Below are 22,341 nucleotides of genomic sequence, written 5' to 3'. Positions count from 1 at the left end.
CGTCTCTTTTTTTAAATTGGCTATAACAATTATATATAATTAATATTAATTATACACCAATTATGGGTGTCATAGTTTATGCACATAATAATGCTGTAAACGAAATTAGATATTTTTTCTGACAAATTCAAAAGGATTTATACTATTAAAACAAAAAAAATCCCAATAGTAACTATCAGGATTTTAAAATTTTGTGTAAAGGCTGTTATTCGTTTTCTTCCTTTTTTAAAGGTGAATGATGTTCATGTACTATTCTCCAACCAGTTTTAGTTTTTACAAGTAACAAGGTCATTTGTTCGTTAACCACCACGAGATCTTCTCCAAATTTTAAGTGAAAATCTGTATGTAGCGTTACATTTGCAACGTCGCCGTAAACCGCTATTTTCATATCGTTCATATCAAACTTTAATATTTCTGATACAGAACCAAAAACATGGCGTTCGTATTTTTCGTTTGCTTCGCCGTCATTTCGGGGCTGTCCATCTTTAAATTCAGTAAACTTTGGGCTGTAAGCATGGAAAGAGATTAACTTATCAATGTTGCCATCTTGCGCACTTTTGGCAATACTGTCCATGGTTTTCTTTACCTCTTGTTTTGCTTCGGGAAAGGCATCATTTATAAGGTCAATTTTTACTTCTTCAACTTCAATTTTTTGTTCTTCCTGTTTACATCCTGTGATTAAAATTCCAAAAATTAAAATCAATGTAAATGCTAATTTTGTTTTCATAAATTTAGTTGTTTAATTAGTTGTTGATATTCAGTAAGTTACAAAAAATAAAACAGTATTATTTCTTTCATTTAAAAAATCCAAAACGATCAAGTTTATTGAAATAAAAAATCCCGATAGTAAACTATCAGGATTTTATAATTATTGGATTCCTGCTTTCGCAGGAATTTGATTAATCTTCAACTAAAACCCAATCGCCTTTGGCAATTAAAGGTTCGGCTTGTTTGTACTTTAAGGTTTTGTTTTCACCATTTAATACATGTTTGATGGTAACACGGTCGTTACGCCCAATTTTTGGTCGGTCCCGAACAATGGTTTCAACCACTTCCTGTTGGCGCTGCGTATTTCCTGCCGCTCTGTTTTGCGCAGAACGCTCGTCTAAATTAGGAATCTCGTCTTTTTGGATATTTAGTTTTTCCTGTTTACGGGCTCGCGCTTCTTGAATGGTGTCTTGTGTTTCTTGAGGCAATTCCCCTTTAAATAAGAATGAAATCACATCTTTATTCACTTGGTCAATCATCGCTTTAAACAACTCAAAGGCCTCAAATTTGTAAATTAATAAGGGGTCTTTTTGTTCGTGAACCGCCAACTGTACCGATTGTTTTAATTCGTCCATTTTACGTAAATGGGTTTTCCAAGCATCGTCGATAATGGCGAGTGTGATGTTTTTCTCAAAATCGGTAATTAATTGTTTTCCGCCAGATTCGTAGGCTTTCTCCAAATCGGTTACCACGTTTAGGCTTTTTACGCCATCGGTAAACGGCACTACAATACGTTTGAATTTATCACGCTGCGTTTCGTAAACATTTTTAATAACTGGGAAAGCAATATCGGCATTTCGAGCCATTTTTTCCTTGTAATTATCAAAAGCGGCATTGTATATTTTCGAGGTGATTTCCTGTGCCGAAAGCTTTCCGAATTCTTCTTCAGAAATAGGCGAACTCATGGAGAAATAACGAATCAATTCAAACTCGAAATTCTTATAATCGTTGGCGCCTTTATTGGTTTCGGCAATACCTTCCGAAGTATCAAAAATCATGTTGGCTAAATCTACGCGCAAGCGCTCACCAAATAACGCGTGGTGGCGACGTTTGTAAACCACTTCACGTTGGGCGTTCATAACATCATCGTATTCCAACAAGCGCTTACGAACACCAAAGTTATTTTCCTCAACTTTTTTCTGGGCACGCTCAATGGATTTTGAAATCATGGAATGCTGAATCACTTCGCCTTCTTTTAATCCCATGCGGTCCATCATTTTGGCAATACGTTCACTTCCAAATAAACGCATTAAATTATCTTCCAACGATACGTAAAATTGCGAGCTTCCCGGGTCTCCTTGACGACCGGCACGACCACGCAACTGGCGGTCTACACGACGTGAATCATGGCGCTCGGTGCCCACAATGGCTAAACCTCCGGCTGCTTTAACTTCATCGCTTAACTTAATATCGGTACCACGACCCGCCATATTGGTGGCTATGGTTACTTGTCCGGGTCGGCCTGCCTGATCTACAATTTCGGCCTCTTTTTTGTGCTGTTTTGCATTTAATACATTGTGCGATATTTTGCGAATACTCAACATTTTACCAAGTAATTCGGAAATTTCAACCGAGGTGGTTCCTATTAAAACCGGACGACCAGCCTCTGATAATTTTGTAACATCATCAATAACCGCGTTGTATTTTTCGCGTTTGGTTTTATAAACCAAATCTTCTTTATCGTCTCTGGCAATGGGGCGGTTTGTTGGTATTTCAACCACATCCAATTTATAGATTTCCCAGAATTCACCAGCTTCTGTAACCGCAGTACCCGTCATACCCGACAGTTTGCGGTACATTCTAAAGTAATTTTGAAGGGTTACCGTAGCAAAGGTTTGGGTGGCATCTTCAATTTTTACGTTTTCTTTGGCTTCAATGGCTTGGTGCAATCCGTCAGAATAACGGCGCCCATCCATAATACGACCCGTTTGCTCGTCAACAATCATTACTTTATTGTCCATCACCACGTATTGGGTGTCTTTTTCAAATAAAGCATAAGCTTTTAAAAGCTGATTTAAAGTGTGAATACGCTCCGATTTTACCCCGAATTCCTTGAATAATTCTTCTTTAAGGTTGGCTTCTTCTTCAGCCGACAAGCCTTGTTCTTCAATTTTAGCAATTTCAATACCAATTTCCGGCATGATGAAAAAGTCTGGGTTATCTTTTCCAGAAAGGTATTCAATCCCTTTATCGGTTAACTCAATTTGATTGTTTTTTTCTTCAATAACATAGTACAATTCGGCATCAACCTTTGGCATTTCGCGGTTGTTGTCCTGCATATAAAAGTTTTCGGTTTTTTGAAGCAGTTGTTTTACACCTTCTTCAGATAAAAACTTAATAAGGGCTTTGTTTTTTGGAATACCGCGATACACACGTAACAGCTGAAACCCACCTTCTTTAGTGTCGCCCGCTTTAATGAGTTTTTTAGCCTCGGCCAAAACGCCCGTTAAATATTTGCGCTGTACCGAAACAATATCGTCAACTTTTGGTTTCAATTCGTTAAACTCGTGGTGTTCACCTTGTGGAATGGGACCAGAAATAATCAATGGTGTTCGTGCATCATCCACTAAAACCGAATCCACCTCATCAACAATGGCGTAGTGGTGCGGACGCTGTACCAAATCATCTGGCGAATGTGCCATATTATCACGTAAATAATCGAAACCAAATTCGTTGTTGGTACCGTAAGTAATATCGGCGTTATAGGCTTTTATACGTGCTGCGGAGTTTGGTTGATGATAATCAATACAATCGACGCTTAACCCATGAAACTCAAAAATAGGAGCCATCCACGCGCTGTCACGTTTTGCCAAATAATCGTTTACCGTTACCAAATGCACCCCTTTTCCGGTAAGTGCGTTTAAGTACACCGGCAATGTTGCTACCAAGGTTTTACCTTCACCGGTTTGCATTTCGGCAATTTTACCTTGGTGCAGTGCCACACCACCAATTAGCTGCACATCGTAGTGCACCATATCCCAAGTAATGGGTTTTCCGGCGGCATCCCAAGAATTTGCCCAAATGGCATGATCGCCATCAAGCGTTACATAGGTTTTATCGCCCGATAAACTTCTGTCGAACTCATTGGCATTTACTGTAATGCTTGTGTTGTTCATAAAGCGTTTTGCGGTTTCTTTAACCACGGCAAAAGCTTCGGGTAAAATATCGTTTAAGGTGTTTTCAACAGCTTCGTAAGATTCGTCTTCAATTTTATCAACCTCTTGGTAAATATCTTCGCGTCTATCAATATCTTCGGTAGCTTCGGCTTCTTTTAAAAGGGCTTCTTTTTTATCGTTAAAAGGTTTGCGCGTTTCGGCAATAATCCCTTTAAATTCGGCTGTTTTAGCTCTTAGTTCGTCGTGCGATAAGGCTTCCAGAGCCGCTTCAAAAGTTTTAACTTTTTCAACGATGGGCATTAAAGCCTTTACATCTTGTTTGGATTTATCGCCAACAAACATTTTTAGTACAGAATCTAAAAAACTCATGGGTGTATGTTTTATGTTTACGCTTAGGCAGTGCTAAGTGCAATTAGTTATATGTATTTTGGTTGATGCTTTTTTAAAAGCACTCAAAGATACATTATGTTATTATTTTATTAAGATTAAGAATAAAAAAAAAGCCTCAAATCGAGACTTTTTAACTTATCTTTATGCTTTATTAATATTCATCTTCATTCCAAAGATAATCCTCATCCGTTGGATAATCAGACCAGATTTCTTCAATCGAATCATACGAGTCACCTTCGTCCTCAATCGACTGTAAATTTTCAACAACTTCCAGCGGTGCGCCAGTTCTAATTGCGTAATCTATCAATTCATCTTTGGTTGCTGGCCAAGGTGCATCACTTAAATACGATGCCAATTCTAAAGTCCAATACATGTTTTATGCGTTTAATTTTTTGCAAAAATAAATTTTTAGTTTAAACATGCAAGGAAAAAATGATTTATTTCATTATTATTTTTAAGAACGTTTCCCGTCTGCATTTTAAACAGGTAAAATTTACCAATGCGGTGTTAATAAAATAAGCAAATTTCAAGAAGTTTTTGGGCGTTACCCAATCCCGATAGCTATCGGGAGGGTCGGGCTTTACGCTGCAAGTCCGCGCTCCCAAAAAAGGTCGCTGTGGGCTTTACGCTGCAATCCCTAACGCGGGCTAGTTTGCAGTCATCAGTATTCAGTAAGCAGTTAAATCTTAATTTACTAACTATTGTACTTCCAACTTCGGCCTTCCGTCTTCAAACTCCGTGCTTCACGTTTTCTCAGGAATCCATTTCACTTCATTTGCTTGCAAGTCAAACGACAACTTTCGTGCCAACACAAACAAATAGTCAGATAGCCGGTTTAAGTATGTTAAGGCATTGGCCTCAAAAGGTTCCAAATCGTTAAGTGCCGAGGCCAAACGTTCGGCCCTACGGCACACACAGCGTGCAATATGACAGAATGACACGGTTTGATGTCCGCCCGGAAGCACAAAATGCGTCATTGGTGGTAATGCTTCGTTCATCGTGTCCATTTCCTGTTCTAAACGCTCAATATTTTCAGTAGAAATTTTTTCGATATTCAAGCGTTCTTTACCGCTTTTTAAAATGGCCTTTTCGGGGTCGGTGGCCAAAATAGCGCCAATGGTAAATAATCTGTCTTGTACGTGCATTAATACTTCTTTGTAATGCTCATTTATATCTTGATCGCGAATTAAGCCTAAATGCGAGTTGAGTTCATCAATCGTTCCGTAGCTTTCAATCCGAATATGGTGTTTGGGTACGCGCGTACCGCCAAATAATGCCGTGGTACCTTTGTCGCCTGTTTTGGTGTAAATCTTCATACTTGCAAGTTCAAAATTTAAAATTGAAAATTCAAGGTTTTTTGCCACGAATTCACGAATGTTTTTGTTTTGTCATTCCTGCGTAGGCAGGAATCTACTTTGGAGTTTAAATCATTTTTTTAATTACAACAATTCATTTATAAAAATACACAATAAATAAATGAAAAGTTTGATTGTGGATTCCTGCCTTCGCAGGAATGACAGTCAAACGACTTATCAACTCAACATCTAAACTCTTATTACAAAATGTTCTTTAACCTGTTCTTTCCTAAAAAAAACAAAACCCCAGAAAAAGGTGTCAATCGTTACGGTTACTTTGGGGTGGTGTTTTATGGTTTCCCAAGCTTCGGTCATGGATTTACTCCAATAAATATCATCAAAAATAAAAACAGAATCGTTGTGTGCGGTTTCAATTAAAGTTTCAAAATACTGTAAAGTCGCTTCTTTTTGGTGGTTGCCATCAAAGAAAATGAGGTCAAAGGTTTTGGATTTTAGATTTTTTATAGCATTATCAAAATTATCGTTTATAAAATTGATATTTCGACTATGCTCTTTCAGTATGTGTTTTTCAAAATTCTTTATAGTAAACTCAGAAATATTCGGGCAACCTTCAATAGTTGTAATGTTTGCTTTCGGTTTTGCTAAGTGCATCGCTTGTGTGGCAATGCCTAATGAGGTGCCGAGTTCTAAAATATTATCAAATTCAAAATAACGTACCAATCGGTGTAAAAGTTTAGCTCTTTTATAGGTGGTGCCCGCGTTTTTAGCCATGTCGGAAACATGTCTTTTTGTATGTTTTAAAATTTGAGAACCAGCTCCTAAATCGGTTACTTTAATGTTGGTTTTGTTTTTAAGAAGTTCTTTTTTGTAGTTTAAAATGTGCTTATAAGCTGGGTAATTGGTGCTATCGTAAAAACATTTTGTCACCAAATTATACACAAAAGGCGAGTGCACACCGTGTTGATTGGTGGATTTTAAAAGGAATTTTATGTATTGTTTTATTTGGTAAAGCATTTTATTTTTCAATAAAAAATAACACCGAGTTTCGCAAAGGCAGCGCAGAGATGCACTGAGAAAAACTTTGTGAAACTCTGTGTAATCCTCTGTGAGTCTCCGTGAAATAAAAATTCTAATCTTCTAATTTAGAAGATAACTCAAACCAACGTTCCTCTTTGGCTTCAATAGCGTCAATTAATTTTTGAAGCTCGCCCGACAGTTTATTAATATCATCTTGCGATAAATCCGGATTATTGAATTTGTTTTCCAATTCCTTTTTATCAAAAGCCAATGCATTTAGTTTGCTTTCAATGTTCCGCAGTTCTTTTTCTTCGTTAAATGATAGTTTTGAAGCTTCGTTTTGTTTCCAAGCGGTATTGTCTTTTTTAACTTCGGTGGTTTCAGAAATTACGGGTTGGCTATCTTCATAAACACGATAATCGGTATAATTTCCAGGAAAATCGTCAATAACGCCATCGCCCTGAAAAACAAAAAGGTGATCGACCACTTTATCCATAAAATACCTATCGTGCGATACCACAATAATGCAACCGGGAAAATCCAAAAGAAAACTTTCAAGCACATTTAAGGTTACAATATCCAAATCGTTGGTAGGCTCATCGAGGATTAAAAAATTAGGATTCTGAATTAAAACCGTACATAAATAGAGGCGTTTGCGTTCGCCACCACTTAGTTTTTCAACAAAATCGTATTGCTTCTTTCGGCTGAATAAAAAGCGTTCCAACAGTTGTTGTGCGCTAATTTGTCGTCCTTTTTTTAACGGAATATAATCTCCAAATTCGCGAATCACATCAATAACCTTTTGTTCGGGTTTAATGGTAATACCGTCTTGTGTATAATACCCGAATTTTACGGTATCACCTTTAACAACCTTACCCGAATCGGGTTGAGCCGTTTGGGTTAAAATATTTAAAAACGTGGTTTTTCCGGTGCCGTTTTTACCAATAATACCAACGCGTTCGCCTTTTTTAAAGGTGTATTCAAATTTATCGAGTATAACTTTATCCTTATAGGCTTTTGATACGTTATGGAATTCCAGAATTTTGCTGCCCAAGCGCTCCATATTCAATTCCAGTTGTACTTCATGATTGTTTCTGCGTTGGTGTGCGCGGTGTTTTATATCGGCAAAATCATCAATTCGGGACTTCGATTTTGTTGTTCTCGCTTTGGGCTGTCGGCGCATCCACGCTAGTTCTTTTTTAAAAAGTTGTTTGGCTTTTCCGGTTTCAACCGCTTCGCGCTCAATTCTGGCATCGCGTTTTTCCAAATAATAGGAGTAGTTGCCTTTGTAGCTGTAAAGTTGGCCTTCGTCCAATTCTATAATTTCGTTACATACACGTTCTAAAAAATAACGATCATGCGTTACCATAAAAAGGGTTAGGTTTTCTTTGGCAAAAAAGTCTTCAAGCCACTCAATCATCTCTAAATCCAAATGGTTGGTGGGCTCATCTAAAATCAATAAATCGGGTTTATTAATTAAAGCATTCGCCAAAGCTAAACGCTTTTTTTGTCCCCCGGAAAGGGTACGCACTTTTTGACTTAAATCTTCAAGTTTTAATTTAAAAAGGATTTGCTTGTAAAGGGTTTCAAAATCCCAGGCTTGGTGCCGTTCCATGGCATCAAATGCGGATTGATAGGCTTCGGTATCATCTGGATTTAAAAGTGCTTTTTCGTAATTCGATATCACTTTTAAAATGGGATTTTCGCTCGCAAGAATAGTTTCTTCAACAGTTAAAGTGTTATCAAATTTTGGGTTTTGCGAGAGAAATGAAACCTTAATGTCCTTTCTGTAAATAATGTTGCCAGAATCGGCTTGGTCATCGCCCGAAAGGATATTTAAAATGGAGGTTTTTCCCGTACCATTTTTAGCAACAAAAGCTATTTTTTGGTCTTTGTGGATACTAAAAGAAAGGTTTTTAAAAAGCGTTACCTCGCCGTAAGATTTCGATATGTTTTCTACTGTTAAATAATTCAATGGGAAAATTTTTCTGCAAATAACGGTTAAAAAACCAAAAATACTCATATATGTTTTATTGTTCAACACGAAAAGTTATATTTGTTGGATATCAACGTGCCTCAGTATGACGAGATTTTTTTTAATAGCCTTACTAACCATTGCTTCTGTATCAGTGTCTTGCGTTCCGTACAAGGACACGCTTTACCTTCAAAATAAAAATTCGGCAACCGATTCAACCCAAATTATTGTTGAAAAACAAAAGCCATACCGCGTGCAAATCAACGATATTTTAAATATTAGAATTAAGGCGGCAAAGCAAGAAACCGTTCAGATTTTCAACCCCATTGGAGAGGGCGATTTGAATGCCAGTAGCGAAGAGCGAGCTTATTTTGATGGGTTTACGGTTGATTTACACGGTAATATTTTGATGCCTAAATTGGGTAAAATAAATGTGTTGGGTTTTACTACGGATGAAATAAAGCAAATTATTGAAAACAAATTATTGGAAACCGAATATAAAGCCGCCAACGATATTTTTGTAACCGTAAAACTAACCGGATTACAATACACCGTTACAGGTGAAGTAGGTAGTACGGGCACCAAAACGATTTTTAAGGAACGTGTTAATATTTTTGAAGCACTGGCGAATTCTGGCGATATACCGGATACGGGCGATAAAAAAGATGTGCTGATTATTAGGCAATTTCCGCAAGGACAGAAAATATTCCATCTGGATTTAACCGATGCCAATGTGATGAATTCGCCTTACTATTATATCCAGCCCAATGACATGATTTATGTGAAACCCCTAAAACAAAAATCTTGGGGAACGGGCACCAATGCCATTCAAAATATAGGGGCTATTGCTACCGTTTTATCATTAATTACAACAACTATTTTACTGTTAGATAGGATATAACCATGGCTTACGACGATATAGAAGATATAGATTATAACGAGCAAAAAAGTCTTAATTTCGACTTAAGAGGCTTCCTTTTTAAGTTGTTGAAATTCTGGAAATTATTTGTATTAGCTATTGCCATAGGCTTGTTTGTAGCGTATTCTGTTAATGATAGAAAACAGAATATTTATAGGCTGAGTTCTTTAATATCGTTGGAGAACGACCAAAATCCGTTTTTTACCGCAAACACCAGTATTTCATTCAATTGGGGCGGTGTTTCAGGTAAAGTGGGCAAAACCATTATAGCATTAAAAACCCGAAACCATAACGAGCTTGTTGTCGATTCATTACAATTTTACATTCAATATTTAAAAGAAGGGAAATACCGAAAAGAAGATATTTACAAAAAAGCACCGTTTTATATTGACATAGACAAAAATAAAGGGCAATTACTCGGGAAACCCATAGGCATAAAATTTCTTAGCAATACGCAATACGAGCTTTTTGTGAATTTTGAAAATGACAGGGCTACAACTCAAAAATATAGCGATAAATCGGTGCAAAGTGCTGCCGTACAAAAAGGCAAGTTTTCCAAAGTTTTTGAAGTTGGAGAACTTGTAGATTTGGCATTTGCAAAGTTTACTTTAAACTTAAAAGACGACGTATCTATTGTACCAGACTCAGAATATTTTATACAGTTTTTAAATTTTGATGGGGTAGTAAACGGTTACAAAGGAAAGCTTTCCGTAACACCTTATAGCAAAACATCTTCTTCCATTTTAACATTGGCATTAGCAGGACATAACAAGCATAAAATTGTTGATTATTTGAATGCCACAACAGCCATTTTAAGTGCCACGGATTTAGAGCGGAAAAACCAATATGCCACAAACACCATTAAATTTATAGATAGTAGTTTAAGTATTGTTAACACAGAATTAAAGGCTATTACGGACACGATGAATGCTTTTAGAAAGCAAACCAAAATGTTTAATGTAGATGAAGAGCTTTTACAAATTTCTGAAAAAATAAGTGAACTGGAAGCTCGCGAGGAAGAAAACCAATCTAAATTACAGTATTTGGATATTCTGTCAGATTATTTAAAAACCAAAACCGATTACACTAAAATTGCCGCGCCCACTTCTGTTGGGATTGAGGAAATGAACATTGCGAATAGCGTGAGTAAAATCACGGCATTAGCCATACAACGCCAGGAATTGGAACAATTGGTGCAAGAAGGGTCTTCATCCTTACAAGAATTGGACGGAAGCATTGATGCCGAAAAAAACGTATTGTTGGAAACCATTGCTTCAACAAAAAAAACAATAAATATTCAGTTAAACCGTGTAAGGCGAACAAAAGCAAATTTAGAAAACAGATTAAATGATTTGCCCGAAGACCAACAGCAGTATTTAAAAATACAGCGTAACTTAAATATAAGTCAGGAAGCCTATAATGTGTATATGGCCAAACGAAGCGAAGCTGCTATCGTTAAGGCTGCTAATATTTCGGATATTTCAATAATTGAAGCTGCCAAGGATACAGGAGGTGGTTTGATAGGCCCCAATAAGAGCCTGAATTATATGATGGCCTTATTAGTTGGTTTCTTTGGGCCTTTTGCACTTGTTTTTATATTGTTTTTGTTGGATAATACGATTCATGGTGCCGATGAAGTAAAACGTCTTTCAAAAATACCTATACTTGGTTTGGTGGGCAAATTCGAGCACGATAACAGCTTAGTGGTTCATGAAAAACCAAAATCGGCGGTAGCTGAATCCTTTAGAGCCATTCGTTCGAGCTTACAGTTTTTCTATAAAAAAACCGATAAAAAGGGCGGGCGTACCATTATGCTAACCTCTTCGGTGAGTGGCGAAGGCAAAACATTTTGTTCTATTAATATTGCCAGTGCCTATGCCTTATCGGGTAAAAAAACGATTCTTTTGGGATTGGATTTAAGAAAGCCTAAAATTTTTGGTGATTTTAATATGGATAATAATTCCGGAATTGTCAACTATTTTATAGGAGATAAAAATTTGGAAGAAGTCACGTTTAAAAGCCATATTGAGAATCTGGATGTGATTACTTCGGGGCCCATTCCGCCAAATCCATCAGAATTATTAATGAGCAATGCCATGAGCGAGCTTATTGAAGAATTAAGAAAAACTTACGATATGATTGTGCTCGATTCACCACCATTAGGATTGGTTACCGATGCTTTGGAATTATCGCAATTTGCAGATGCAACATTGTTTGTAGTTAGATTGAATTACACTAAAAAAGGTATGCTAGAGCTTGTAAATGCGAAGCATAAAACAGGAGAATTGAAAAATGTAAGTTATGTGTTGAATTTCTATAAACATAATAAAGGCCATGGATACGGTTACGGTTATGGCTACGGTTATAGCTATGGTTACGGTGCTTATGGCAACGCATATCATGAAAACGGTAAAAAAGAAACTTTAGTTGATAAAGTTAAAAGTTGGTTTAAAATACGTTAGAAAGCAATTCAACCATAAGAAAAACTAAAAAATTAAAAATTGAATACTACCAAAGACGATAATTGGTTATATACAATATCTTCAAAACACAAATTAATAGATCTTAACTTCAAGGAAATTTGGAGATATCGCGATTTGTTATTGTTGTTTGTTAAAAGAGATATTGTAACAGTATATAAGCAAACCATCTTAGGACCCTTATGGTATGTTATTCAACCCTTGTTTACCTCAGTCATATTTACGCTTATTTTTAATAATCTAGGTCAGATTCAAACAGGAAGTGTCCCACCGTTTTTATTCAATTTAGCAGGCATTACGGCATGGAATTATTTTAAACTGTGCTTAACAGGTACTTCAAATACCTTTTCTTCAAATGCTGGAATTTTTGGTAAGGTATATTTTCCTCGGGTTATAGTACCGTTGTCAGTTGTAATTTCCAATTTATTGAAGTTTGGAATACAATTATGCATTTTTTTTTGTTTCTATGCTTATTATGCCTTTCAAGGTAGTTTGGTAAGTATTAATAGTGAAATAATACTTTTCCCAATTTATGTTTTAATGATGGCCTTATTAGGCTTAGGTTTAGGAATGATAATTTCTTCTTTCACAACCAAATATAAAGATTTAACAGTATTGGTCGGTTTTGGAGTACAGTTATTAATGTATGTTTCTGCAGTGCCTTATCCAGTATCTGAAGCCAAATTAAAATTTCCTGATTGGGTCGTTCCTTTTGTAGAATATAATCCTTTAACTCAAATTATTGAAGGATTTCGATATATATTGTTAAATACAGGAAGCTTCAGTTTGACAGGTTTTTTATATACTTTGATTATTAGTTTTATCGTTTTCATATTTGGATTGATTATTTTTAATAAAACGGAAAAAAGCTTTATAGATACGGTTTAATGATGAGTGATATTATATTAAAAGCTGAAAATATAAGCAAACAATACCGATTGGGTTTAGTTGGTACAGGAACCATTAGTCACGATTTAAACCGTTGGTGGCACAAGGTACGTGGAAAAGATGATCCCTTTTTAAAAATTGGCGAAACTAATGATAGGAGTATAAAAGGTGAAAGTGACTATGTTTGGGCTTTAAAGGATATTAATTTTGAGGTCAAACAAGGCGAAGTACTTGGTATTATTGGAAAAAATGGTGCAGGAAAGTCCACGCTGTTAAAAATATTGTCTAGAGTTACAAGTCCAACCACTGGAGAGATTAAGACTAAAGGACGCATCGCCTCATTATTAGAAGTAGGTACTGGTTTTCACCCAGAAATGACTGGACGAGAAAACATTTATCTAAATGGTGCTATATTAGGAATGACTAAGGCAGAAATTCGTTCTAAAATTGATGAAATTATAGATTTTTCTGGATGTCAACGTTATATTGATACACCTGTAAAAAGATATTCCAGTGGTATGACGGTGCGCTTAGCATTTGCCGTAGCGGCTTTTTTAGAACCTGATATTTTGGTAATAGATGAGGTTTTGGCAGTTGGAGACGCAGAATTCCAGAAAAAGGCTATTGGTAAAATGCAAGATATTAGCAAAGGAGAGGGACGAACTGTGTTGTTTGTAAGTCATGATATGAATGCAATATCGCTATTAACGGATCGTGTTATAGTACTAAATAATGGAAGTATCTTTTATACAGGAAACACAAAATTAGCAATTAAAGAATATTTAAAAGGTACAAGCGATGAATTTGAATATTGTAATAAAAATATAATCATTACGCCAATAATTACATTTATTAAAGTACATACAAGTTTACCTGGTAATACTCATGAGTTTGGTAAAGCATTAAAAATTAACTTTAAAATTAACTTACCAGAGAAATTAGAAAATCTAGCTTTATCATTTCAAATTATAGATGAACTTCAAATACCTATTACTCATTTGTGGCAAATAGATTCTGAAGAAAATATAGTAAGAGATAAAGGCGATTATTTATTTAGTTGCTTACTAAGCAAATCAAGGCTCTACGTGGGGAATTATTCTTTAAGAGTTTATCTTTCTAATTCAAAAACTAAAGAAAAATACGATTATATAGATTCCACATGTAATTTCAAAATTGAAATGGTTGAGAATAATCGAAATGATTATTCATGGGAACGTGGAACTTGTAAATATATTGAGGATTCAGAATGGACAGCAAAAAAAATTTAATATTAATGCTCAAATCGAAAATAAAAAATATTTTTAGAAAACCACAGAGTTCAAAAACAGAAATTAATCCCAACAAAGAACTTGATTATTCTGATTTTGAAAATAAAATAGTTGATATTACTGCTGAGTTTACAATGACGAGTTCAGAGCGTATAGTGTCTCTTATTAGAGCTTTAAATTACGTAGTGAATAACAATATTAATGGAGCTATAGTTGAATGTGGAGTTTGGAAAGGTGGAAGTATCATGGCTGTTCTTCACACCATGAATAACTTAAAGAATATTAGAGATATATATTTGTATGATACGTTTGAGGGTATGACTGAGCCAAAAGATATCGATTTATCAGTTAAAGGAGATTCAGCTAAAGAGATTTATCAAGATAGTAATGGTAATTGGTGCTTTTCATCGTTGGAGGAAGTTAAAAAGAATGTTTTTTCAATTAATTACCCAATAGAAAAACTTCATTTTATAAAAGGAAAAGTTGAGGAGACTATTCCTGATTCCAATACTCCGGATAAAATTGCTGTACTCAGATTGGATACTGATTGGTATGAATCTACAAAACATGAGATGATTCATTTGTTTCCTAATATTGTTAAGGGAGGTATTATTATTATTGATGATTATGGACACTGGTCGGGATGTAAGAAAGCTGTTGATGAGTATTTGAAAGAAAATAATATAAAACTTTTTTTAAGTCGAGTGGATTATACTTGTCGTATAGGAGTAAAGATGTAGAATATGAATTTAATTGTACCATTAAGTCCTTTAACAAATAGCAGTAATGTTATAAAGCATTGCAGTTTTTCAGTTACTCGCATTTGTAACGATTATTCCAAAATGGGTATTAATGTTGAAAGATTTTTTAAATCAGATTTGGTTGATCTTTATGAGTGCGTAGATTCGGGATATCGTTTTTATTACCCTTTTTCCTGTATAGGAGATGCAGCGTTTTATGTAGATTTGTCATTAAACAGAACGAATTATTATTCTGTGCGTTGGGAGCATGGGGTTGCTCTGAAATATTTGAAATCTAACGATTCAGTTTTAGAAATAGGTTCCGGTTTTGGTGCATTTTTAAACCGTATTAAATTAGAGAATATTAAAGGCAAAGGATTGGAGTTAAACCCATTCGCGGTTAAACAGTGTATACAAAATGGATTGAATGTTAAGGAAAGATTAATTAACGATGAAGTTTCAATAAATGCAAATTCATATTCCATAGTCTGTTGTTTTCAAGTTTTAGAACATATTACTGATGTAAATAGCTTTATCGCATCATCAATAAAACTATTAAAAGAAAATGGTAAATTAATTATTGGAGTACCAAATAATAACCCATACTTGTTTGTTAATGATAAATACCACACATTAAATTTGCCTCCACATCATGCAGGATTATGGAATAAGAAAGCATTAAAATACTTAGAACAAATTTTTCCTATAATGTTAGTTTCTCTAGAGTTTGAGCCATTGAATGTTGCTTATACGGATTTTTTGAATGTTCAATTAAAAAACGCTAATTTTTTAACTAGATTCGTAATACGAATTAGTCATCAAGTAATGCCTAATATATTAAAAAAGATTCTTTGTAAATATGTTAAAGGCCGAAATATTCTTGCAGTATTTGAAAAAGTAGAATAATGAAATATTTCACAGACATACCATTTTCGAATGAAAATATTGACCGTTACATTATTAGAAAGGCTATTTTATCTGCACTAAATTCTAGTCTTTCAAATTTTAAAGGGAATCTTTTGGACATAGGTTGTGGAAAAATGCCATATAAAAAGTACATTCTAGAAAACTCAAAAGTTAAAAATTATGTTGGATTGGATATAGAAAATGCGCTAACGTATGATATGGCTATAAAACCCGATATCACATGGAATGGAACACGTATGCCCTTTGAAAATGATAGTTTTAATTGTGCTTTTGGAACAGAGGTTTTAGAGCATTGCCCTGAACCAGAAATAGTACTAAAAGAAGTGTTTAGAATATTAAAGCCAGAGGGAATATTCTTTTTTACTGTTCCTTTTTTGTGGAATTTACATGAGGTGCCTAATGATGAGTACCGTTATACCCCATTTTCACTAGAGCGTCATTTAAAAAATTCAGGTTTTTCAAATATCGAAATAAAAGCTACAGGAGGATGGCATGCCTCAATGGCTCAAATGCTTGGCTTATGGGTTCGACGAAGTGCTATGTCTTCTCGCAAAAGAAAGGTTTTTTCTATAATACTCAAGCCTGTAATGAAGTATCTTATAAAAAAAGACAACCTAGAGGCAGTTAGGTTCAAAGAAGGACAAATGATAACAGGTTTATATGGTATAGCTAAAAAATGAGTTCAAAAAAAATCAATATAGCCCTATTTTCCCCAAGTAAAAATCCGTACTCTGAAACTTTTATTCATGCACATAAAAAATATTTAAATGGTAATATTTTTTATTATTACGGTACTGGTTATGGGCTCCGTTTAGAACATGAGCAAAATAAAATGCCTTTCCATAAAAGGTTTATACTTAAGATTTATACAAAATTAACAAGTAAGTCTTCAACTTATATCTGGAAACAGAAGTTATTATATAGTTTGAAAACTAATAGGGTAGATGTTGTTTTAGTAGAATATGGCACTCATGCGCATTCTTTAAGAAAAATTCTTAAAGAGTCTTGTTTGCCTATTGTAGTTCATTTTCATGGGTATGATGCTAGTATTAATACTATAGTTGAAGATTGTGGGAAATATAAAGAAGTTTTTCAATTATCTAAAAAAGTGATTGTAGTATCCAAAAAAATGGAGGAGATGTTATTAGAACTTGGTTGCCCTCAAAATAAGCTCGTATATAATGTTTATGGACCTCAGCCAGAGTTTTTAGAAATAGAATCTAGGTTTTCAAAAAAACAATTAATAGCAATAGGAAGATTTACAGATAAAAAGGCACCTTACTATACACTATTAGCCTTTAAAGGGGTTGTTTCAAAGCACCCAGACGCACTATTGTTGTTTGCAGGTGATGGTGTGTTATATAATAGTGTTTCAAATCTTATAAGATATTATGATTTAGAGAATAACGTAAAGCTTTTGGGAATAATTAGTCCAGAAGAATATAGAGCTATACTTAAAGATTCTAGAGCTTTTGTACAGCATTCAATTACTGCTGCTAATGGTGATATGGAAGGAACACCTTTAGCAGTTTTAGAAGCAAGTGCAGCAGGTTTGCCAGTTATTTCAACATATCATGCTGGAATTCCTGATGTTGTTGAGCACAAAACTACAGGACTACTTAGTGAAGAACACGATATAGAAACTATGAGTATGCATATGTTGCAAGTTTTAGATGATTTAAATTTCGCAAAAAAACTTGGGAAGTCAGGAAAGTTAAATATTATGGAAAATTTTAGTTTAGATAGGCATATTAATAACTTGCAAAATATTTTAGAAAAAGTTGTTTAATATTTATTGAATTTTCGTAAATCAAATTATATAAACCAACCATATTGTTCAATTAAAAAAGAATCATGTTATTTTCTATTCTTATAGCAAATTACAATAATGGTCATTTTTTTAATGATTGTTATCAAAGTATAGTAAATCAAACATATCAAAATTTTGAAGTCATTTTGGTTGATGATGGTTCAACTGATGATTCTGTAAGTATTATTGAGCAATTAATTAGTAATGATAAACGTTTTAAGTTATTTCAAAATCAAGAAAATAGAGGCTGTGGGTATACAAAAAGAAAATGTGCACAATTAGCACATGGTGAAATACTTGGTTTTCTAGATCCAGATGATACTATTGAGCCAAATGCTTTAGAGGTAATGATTTCGGCTCATAAGGAATTTCAGAACGCATCTATAATTACCTCAAAGTTTGATCTTGTTGATTTACAACTTAATATTATTAAAAAAGGAAGCATTGGAAGTAAAATCTCTGATGGAAAATCGTATCTAACTTATGGAAAGGGAGCTTTTACAGCTTTTGCATCTTTTAAAAATTCTGCTTACAAAAAAACCGAAGAAATAGATCCTTTAATGAAAAGAGCTGTAGACCAGGATTTATACTATAAAATTGAAGAACAAGGAGCGCATCGATTTATAAATGAATCTTTGTATTTATATAGAATAAATGAAAATAGTATTTCCAATAATAATAATACTTATAAAGCTGAATACTGGCATTTTTACGCAATTAATAAAGCCTATCGGCGTAGAAAGAAACAGAAATTAGAAATTGATAATTTCTCAAAAAAGTACATGAGTAAATATCGTTCTAATTATTATTTAAGTCGATTCGAGAAATTAAAATTTTCTAAAAAACATCATGCAAAGTTTTATTTTTTAGGAAAATCTTTTTTTGCGAATCCATTTCATAAATTTGAAATTAAATTTAAAAGTTTACTATTACTAATAGTTGGTAGAATATAGCTTGTAGTATGTCAAATTATTTAATATCTGTTATAGTACCTTGTTACAATCAAGCAAAATATCTTGATGAGGCGTTGCAATCTGTGTTAAATCAATCATTCACTGATTGGGAATGCATTATAGTTAATGATGGAAGTACAGATACTACTGAGGTTGTTTCAAATGAATGGATTAAAAAGGATTCAAGATTTAAATATATTTTTCAGGATAATAGAGGCTTAAGTAGTGCTAGAAACTTAGGTGTTAAAAAAGCTGAAAGTGAGTTTATCTTACCTCTAGATGCCGATGATAAAATTGGAGAAAATTATCTTGAGTTGGCATATCAAGCATTTCAAGAGAATAAGGAAATAAAAGTAGTTTATTGCGAAGCAAAAAAGTTTGGGGATTCTGTTGAATTATGGAAGCTCCCGGAGTTTTCATTGGATAACCTCAGTCGAACAAACGTAATTTTTTGTTCAGCTCTATTTAGAAAAATAGATTGGGAAACAGTAGGAGGTTTTGATGTTAATATGATTCATGGATGGGAAGATTGGGAGTTTTGGATTTCATTGTTAAAAAATGGAGGGTTAGTAAAAAAAATTGAATCTGTTCAGTTTTATTATAGAGTTAAAGAGGTTTCAATGCTTAAAGCAATGGATGCTCAAAAAACAAAAGAGACGGAAGAATATTTGAGCGTAAAACACACCGATTTTTTTGTTAAACAATTAGGCTCTTTTAATGCTTTACTGAGAGAAACAGAAAGAGTAAAGAAGAATTATGATGAAAAATTAAAAAGTGAAAAATTTGTAATTAATATGTTTTTAAAAAAGTTTTTTGGTTTTACAATTTTTAAAAGTAATAAGTGAATTAAGCCTACTAGATGAGCAAACCTGAAATTAAATTTTTAGCCTACTATCTCCCACAGTTTCACCCTATTCCTGAGAATGACAAGTGGTGGGGAAAAGGTTTCACCGAGTGGACAAACGTAAAAAAAGCAAAACCATTATTTAAAAATCATTATCAACCAATAACACCTGGAGAATTAGGATATTATGATTTATTAAAACAACCCAAGATTCAAGAGAAACAATCAGAATTAGCACTAGCAAATGGTGTTGATGGTTTTATTTATTATCAATATTGGTTTGGTAATGGTAAAATGCTTTTAGAAAAACCCGCAGAAAAAATGCTGGAAAACAAAAGTATTGATATTCCCTTCTGCTTTTGTTGGGCTAACGAAACTTGGAAAGGTATTTGGCATGGTTTAGATAATCCTGAGGTGTTGATAGAACAAACCTATAATGGCGAAAAGGATTATGAGGCATATTTTAATTATTTATTGCCATTTTTTAAAGATTCTAGGTATATAGTTTTAGATAATAAGCCCATGTTTCATGTTTATAAACTAAACGATATTCCAGATTTAGATGTATTTATTAAAGTGTTTAATAGTTTAGCAATTAAGGCTGGTTTTAATGGCATTTACTTAGTGTCTACTGCAACAAGCGATAATGATTTAAAGCTGAATAATAAAAATGTAGATGGTCAAGTTGGTTTAGATGTGTTTTTTAAAATGAGATATAAGGAACCATCATTTTTTCCTAGTAAAAGCTTTTTCGGTAAAGTTGAATCTAAATTGAAAAGTTTACTTTGGCCATCACGTAGTATAGGTGAACGAAAAAAACCACTTATTTTTGATTATGCTAAAGGTGTTTCAAATTTCAATGTGAAGTTTCTCAACAAAAAATATATACCTTGTGTATTTCCAAATTGGGATAATTCAGCTAGGAGCGGAAAAAAATCATTGGTATTTAAAAATGCAACACCTTCTGCTTGGAAAACACACCTTGAAGCTGCTGTAAAGGAATTGCAAAACAATCCAGAAAACCCTCAATTTGTAGTTGTTAAATCATGGAATGAATGGGCAGAAGGAAATTATTTAGAACCTGATAAAACGTTTGGTTTGCGATGGTTAAATGTGATAAAAGAGGTTAAAGAAAAATTAAAAAACTAATTGAAAATTAACGATTTAATATCAATAGTTATTCCTTGTTACAATGATGCAAAATTCATTGACCAGGCTATTGACTCTGCTTTAAGTCAAACACACTCAAATAAAGAAATAATTGTTGTAGATGATGGTTCTAACCAGAAAACAAAAGATATTTTAAAAGGATTAGAATCTAAAATAGACATATTAATTACACAAGAAAATCAAGGTCAAAGTACAGCAAGAAATGAAGGTATTAAAGCAGCTCATGGTGAGTATATCCTAATTTTAGATAGTGATGATTTCTTTGAAACAATGTTTAGTGAAAAGGCTGTTAATGTTTTTTTAGAAAAAAATGATATAAAATTGGTTACATGTTATGCAAATTTACTTTTTGAAAATGAAACAAGTTCATTATATAAACCAAATGGTGGAAAACTTGAAGATTTTTTGTTTGTAAATCAAGCTTTAGGCACATCAATGTTTAGAAAAAAGGATTGGGAACTATGTGGCGGTTATGATGAGAGTATGAGAGAGGGATTTGAAGATTGGGAATTTTTTATAAGGTTGCTTGCGAGAGGAGGAGTTGCTTATGTAATTAAAGAACCATTATATAATTATAGAAAACGTTCTGATTCTACCACAACTAAAGCTAATAGTAAAAAGTATAGATTATTAAAGCATATTTATATTAAAAACAAAGATTTATATATTGATAAATTTGAAACAACTATACATCATTTAATTAAACGAATTGAAAGAGAGGAAAAAGAGAAAATAAAAAATACAGAACGGTTAGAGTTTAAAATAGGTAAAGCAGTTTTGATGCCATTAAGATGGGTGAAATCACTCTTAAGATGAAAGTTGCACCAAAAATTTCCATAATCATGGCCACCTACAATAGAGCCCATTTTATTGTAGAAACCTTACAATCTATTCAAAAGCAAACATATACCCATTGGGAATGTTTAATTATTGATGATGGCGGTTCTGATAATACCGAAGCGGTAATTACGCCAATATTAAAACAAGATAAAAGGTTTACATTTTTTAAAAGACCAGACACCTATTTAAAAGGCTTACCGGGGTGTAGAAATTATGGTTTAGATAGAGCAACTGGCGATTACATTATTTTTTTTGATGATGATGATACCGTGCATCCTCAAAATTTAGAATTATGCTTATCGGTATTTAAAAAACATGAAGATTTACATTTTTGTAATTACTTGAAAAAGTCTTTTGTAGGTGCATTTGATACTAATTTAATTAATGAGGATTTTAATTTTAAAAGCATACAAACCAATCATCAAATTTTAGAAGACGTAGTAACCCAAAAAACACCTCTTGCATCTTGTACAGTTATGTGGAAAAAAGCGTGTTTTAAAAGCATTAGGTTTAATGAAAGTTTAATGTATGCAGAGGAATGGGAATGTTACCAACGCATTTTAAGTACAAACATCAAAGGTGTTTTAATAAAAAAGCACCTCTATTTTAACAGGAAACATGCAAACTCTAATACAGGGGAATATTGGCGAAAAGACAAGACTAGAATAAATTCTAAAAAGAAAGCTATACACTTGGTTGTTTCTAATTTATATAAAAAAGGATTGCTTACGCCTTATTTATTTAAATATTTAATGAATTTAGCAATTTCGTTTAGAGATTTTAAATTAGTGAAAGGTATTATTAAGGAAACTAAACCCAATATAAAACTTAAGGTATTTTATCAGTTAAAGTATTATTTGTACCCTGTTTGGACAAAAATATTTATAATAAAAAAACAAATTTTAAACTTAAGAAACTAA

19 protein-coding genes are annotated in these 22,341 nt (G+C 33.6%); 13 read left to right on the top strand and 6 right to left on the bottom strand.

What is annotated here, in order from left to right; all coding sequences use genetic code 11:
• Window positions 1-205 precede the first annotated feature (205 nt).
• The 6 genes from RNZ46_RS01735 to RNZ46_RS01710 all read right to left on the bottom strand — a co-directional run bounded on the left by RNZ46_RS01735 (window position 206) and on the right by RNZ46_RS01710 (window position 8,582).
• Complete coding sequence (locus RNZ46_RS01735; RefSeq protein WP_316983669.1) at window positions 206-727, bottom strand: YybH family protein; 522 nt, start codon at window positions 725-727, stop codon at window positions 206-208.
• 172 nt (window positions 728-899) lie between these two features.
• Window positions 900-4,253 (bottom strand): preprotein translocase subunit SecA, encoded by a 3,354-nt coding sequence (secA, locus tag RNZ46_RS01730; protein ID WP_316983668.1) that lies wholly within the window; start codon window positions 4,251-4,253, stop codon window positions 900-902.
• A gap of 172 nt (window positions 4,254-4,425) precedes the next feature.
• Window positions 4,426-4,647 carry a DUF2795 domain-containing protein gene (locus RNZ46_RS01725; protein WP_019387375.1) on the bottom strand — a complete coding sequence of 74 codons (222 nt, stop codon included), beginning with the start codon at window positions 4,645-4,647 and terminating at the stop codon, window positions 4,426-4,428.
• 370 nt (window positions 4,648-5,017) lie between these two features.
• The gene (locus tag RNZ46_RS01720) at window positions 5,018-5,590 is read right to left on the bottom strand and encodes a cob(I)yrinic acid a,c-diamide adenosyltransferase (RefSeq protein WP_316983667.1); all 573 of its coding nucleotides are present in this window, start codon (window positions 5,588-5,590) and stop codon (window positions 5,018-5,020) included.
• Between the two features lie 228 nt (window positions 5,591-5,818).
• The gene (locus RNZ46_RS01715; protein WP_316983666.1) at window positions 5,819-6,604 is read right to left on the bottom strand and encodes an O-methyltransferase; all 786 of its coding nucleotides are present in this window, start codon (window positions 6,602-6,604) and stop codon (window positions 5,819-5,821) included.
• Window positions 6,605-6,719: 115 nt separating this feature from the next.
• Window positions 6,720-8,582 carry an ABC-F family ATP-binding cassette domain-containing protein gene (locus RNZ46_RS01710; RefSeq protein ID WP_316983665.1) on the bottom strand — a complete coding sequence of 621 codons (1,863 nt, stop codon included), beginning with the start codon at window positions 8,580-8,582 and terminating at the stop codon, window positions 6,720-6,722.
• A gap of 106 nt (window positions 8,583-8,688) precedes the next feature.
• On the opposite strand from RNZ46_RS01710, the gene RNZ46_RS01705 reads away from it, so the two are divergent.
• The 13 genes from RNZ46_RS01705 to RNZ46_RS01645 all read left to right on the top strand — a co-directional run bounded on the left by RNZ46_RS01705 (window position 8,689) and on the right by RNZ46_RS01645 (window position 22,341).
• Entirely contained in the window at window positions 8,689-9,483 is a 795-nt protein-coding gene (locus RNZ46_RS01705) for a polysaccharide biosynthesis/export family protein (RefSeq protein WP_316983664.1), read from the top strand.
• A gap of 2 nt (window positions 9,484-9,485) precedes the next feature.
• Entirely contained in the window at window positions 9,486-11,963 is a 2,478-nt protein-coding gene (locus RNZ46_RS01700; protein WP_316983663.1) for a GumC family protein, read from the top strand.
• Between the two features lie 39 nt (window positions 11,964-12,002).
• The gene (locus RNZ46_RS01695; protein ID WP_316983662.1) at window positions 12,003-12,869 is read left to right on the top strand and encodes an ABC transporter permease; all 867 of its coding nucleotides are present in this window, start codon (window positions 12,003-12,005) and stop codon (window positions 12,867-12,869) included.
• 2 nt (window positions 12,870-12,871) lie between these two features.
• Window positions 12,872-14,137, top strand: a complete 1,266-nt coding sequence (locus RNZ46_RS01690; RefSeq protein ID WP_316984950.1) for an ABC transporter ATP-binding protein — start codon at window positions 12,872-12,874, stop codon at window positions 14,135-14,137.
• Complete coding sequence (locus RNZ46_RS01685) at window positions 14,116-14,877, top strand: TylF/MycF/NovP-related O-methyltransferase (RefSeq protein ID WP_316983661.1); 762 nt, start codon at window positions 14,116-14,118, stop codon at window positions 14,875-14,877. The genes RNZ46_RS01690 and RNZ46_RS01685 overlap by 22 nt, the downstream gene beginning before the upstream one ends.
• A gap of 3 nt (window positions 14,878-14,880) precedes the next feature.
• Window positions 14,881-15,783 (top strand): class I SAM-dependent methyltransferase, encoded by a 903-nt coding sequence (locus RNZ46_RS01680; RefSeq protein WP_316983660.1) that lies wholly within the window; start codon window positions 14,881-14,883, stop codon window positions 15,781-15,783.
• Window positions 15,783-16,484: a class I SAM-dependent methyltransferase gene (locus tag RNZ46_RS01675; RefSeq protein ID WP_316983659.1), complete on the top strand. Its 702-nt coding sequence runs from the start codon at window positions 15,783-15,785 to the stop codon at window positions 16,482-16,484. Before RNZ46_RS01680 ends, RNZ46_RS01675 begins: the two co-directional genes overlap by 1 nt.
• On the top strand, window positions 16,481-17,593 hold the full coding sequence (locus RNZ46_RS01670; protein WP_316983658.1) for a glycosyltransferase family 4 protein: 1,113 nt from the start codon (window positions 16,481-16,483) through the stop codon (window positions 17,591-17,593). Before RNZ46_RS01675 ends, RNZ46_RS01670 begins: the two co-directional genes overlap by 4 nt.
• A gap of 65 nt (window positions 17,594-17,658) precedes the next feature.
• Window positions 17,659-18,567 carry a glycosyltransferase family 2 protein gene (locus RNZ46_RS01665; protein ID WP_316983657.1) on the top strand — a complete coding sequence of 303 codons (909 nt, stop codon included), beginning with the start codon at window positions 17,659-17,661 and terminating at the stop codon, window positions 18,565-18,567.
• Between the two features lie 8 nt (window positions 18,568-18,575).
• Window positions 18,576-19,412, top strand: a complete 837-nt coding sequence (locus tag RNZ46_RS01660; protein ID WP_316983656.1) for a glycosyltransferase family 2 protein — start codon at window positions 18,576-18,578, stop codon at window positions 19,410-19,412.
• A 14-nt stretch (window positions 19,413-19,426) separates the two neighbouring features.
• A complete protein-coding gene (locus RNZ46_RS01655) occupies window positions 19,427-20,560 on the top strand; it encodes a glycosyltransferase WbsX family protein (protein ID WP_316983655.1) in 1,134 nt (377 codons plus the stop codon).
• Window positions 20,561-21,397, top strand: coding sequence for a glycosyltransferase (locus RNZ46_RS01650; protein WP_316983654.1), 837 nt, complete (start codon window positions 20,561-20,563; stop codon window positions 21,395-21,397).
• The gene (locus RNZ46_RS01645) at window positions 21,394-22,341 is read left to right on the top strand and encodes a glycosyltransferase family 2 protein (RefSeq protein WP_316983653.1); all 948 of its coding nucleotides are present in this window, start codon (window positions 21,394-21,396) and stop codon (window positions 22,339-22,341) included. The genes RNZ46_RS01650 and RNZ46_RS01645 overlap by 4 nt, the downstream gene beginning before the upstream one ends.

The organism is Hwangdonia lutea, from assembly GCF_032814565.1.
GTDB classification, from domain to species: Bacteria; Bacteroidota; Bacteroidia; order Flavobacteriales; family Flavobacteriaceae; genus Hwangdonia; species Hwangdonia lutea.
This window is presented reverse-complemented; position numbering and strand designations above follow the sequence as displayed.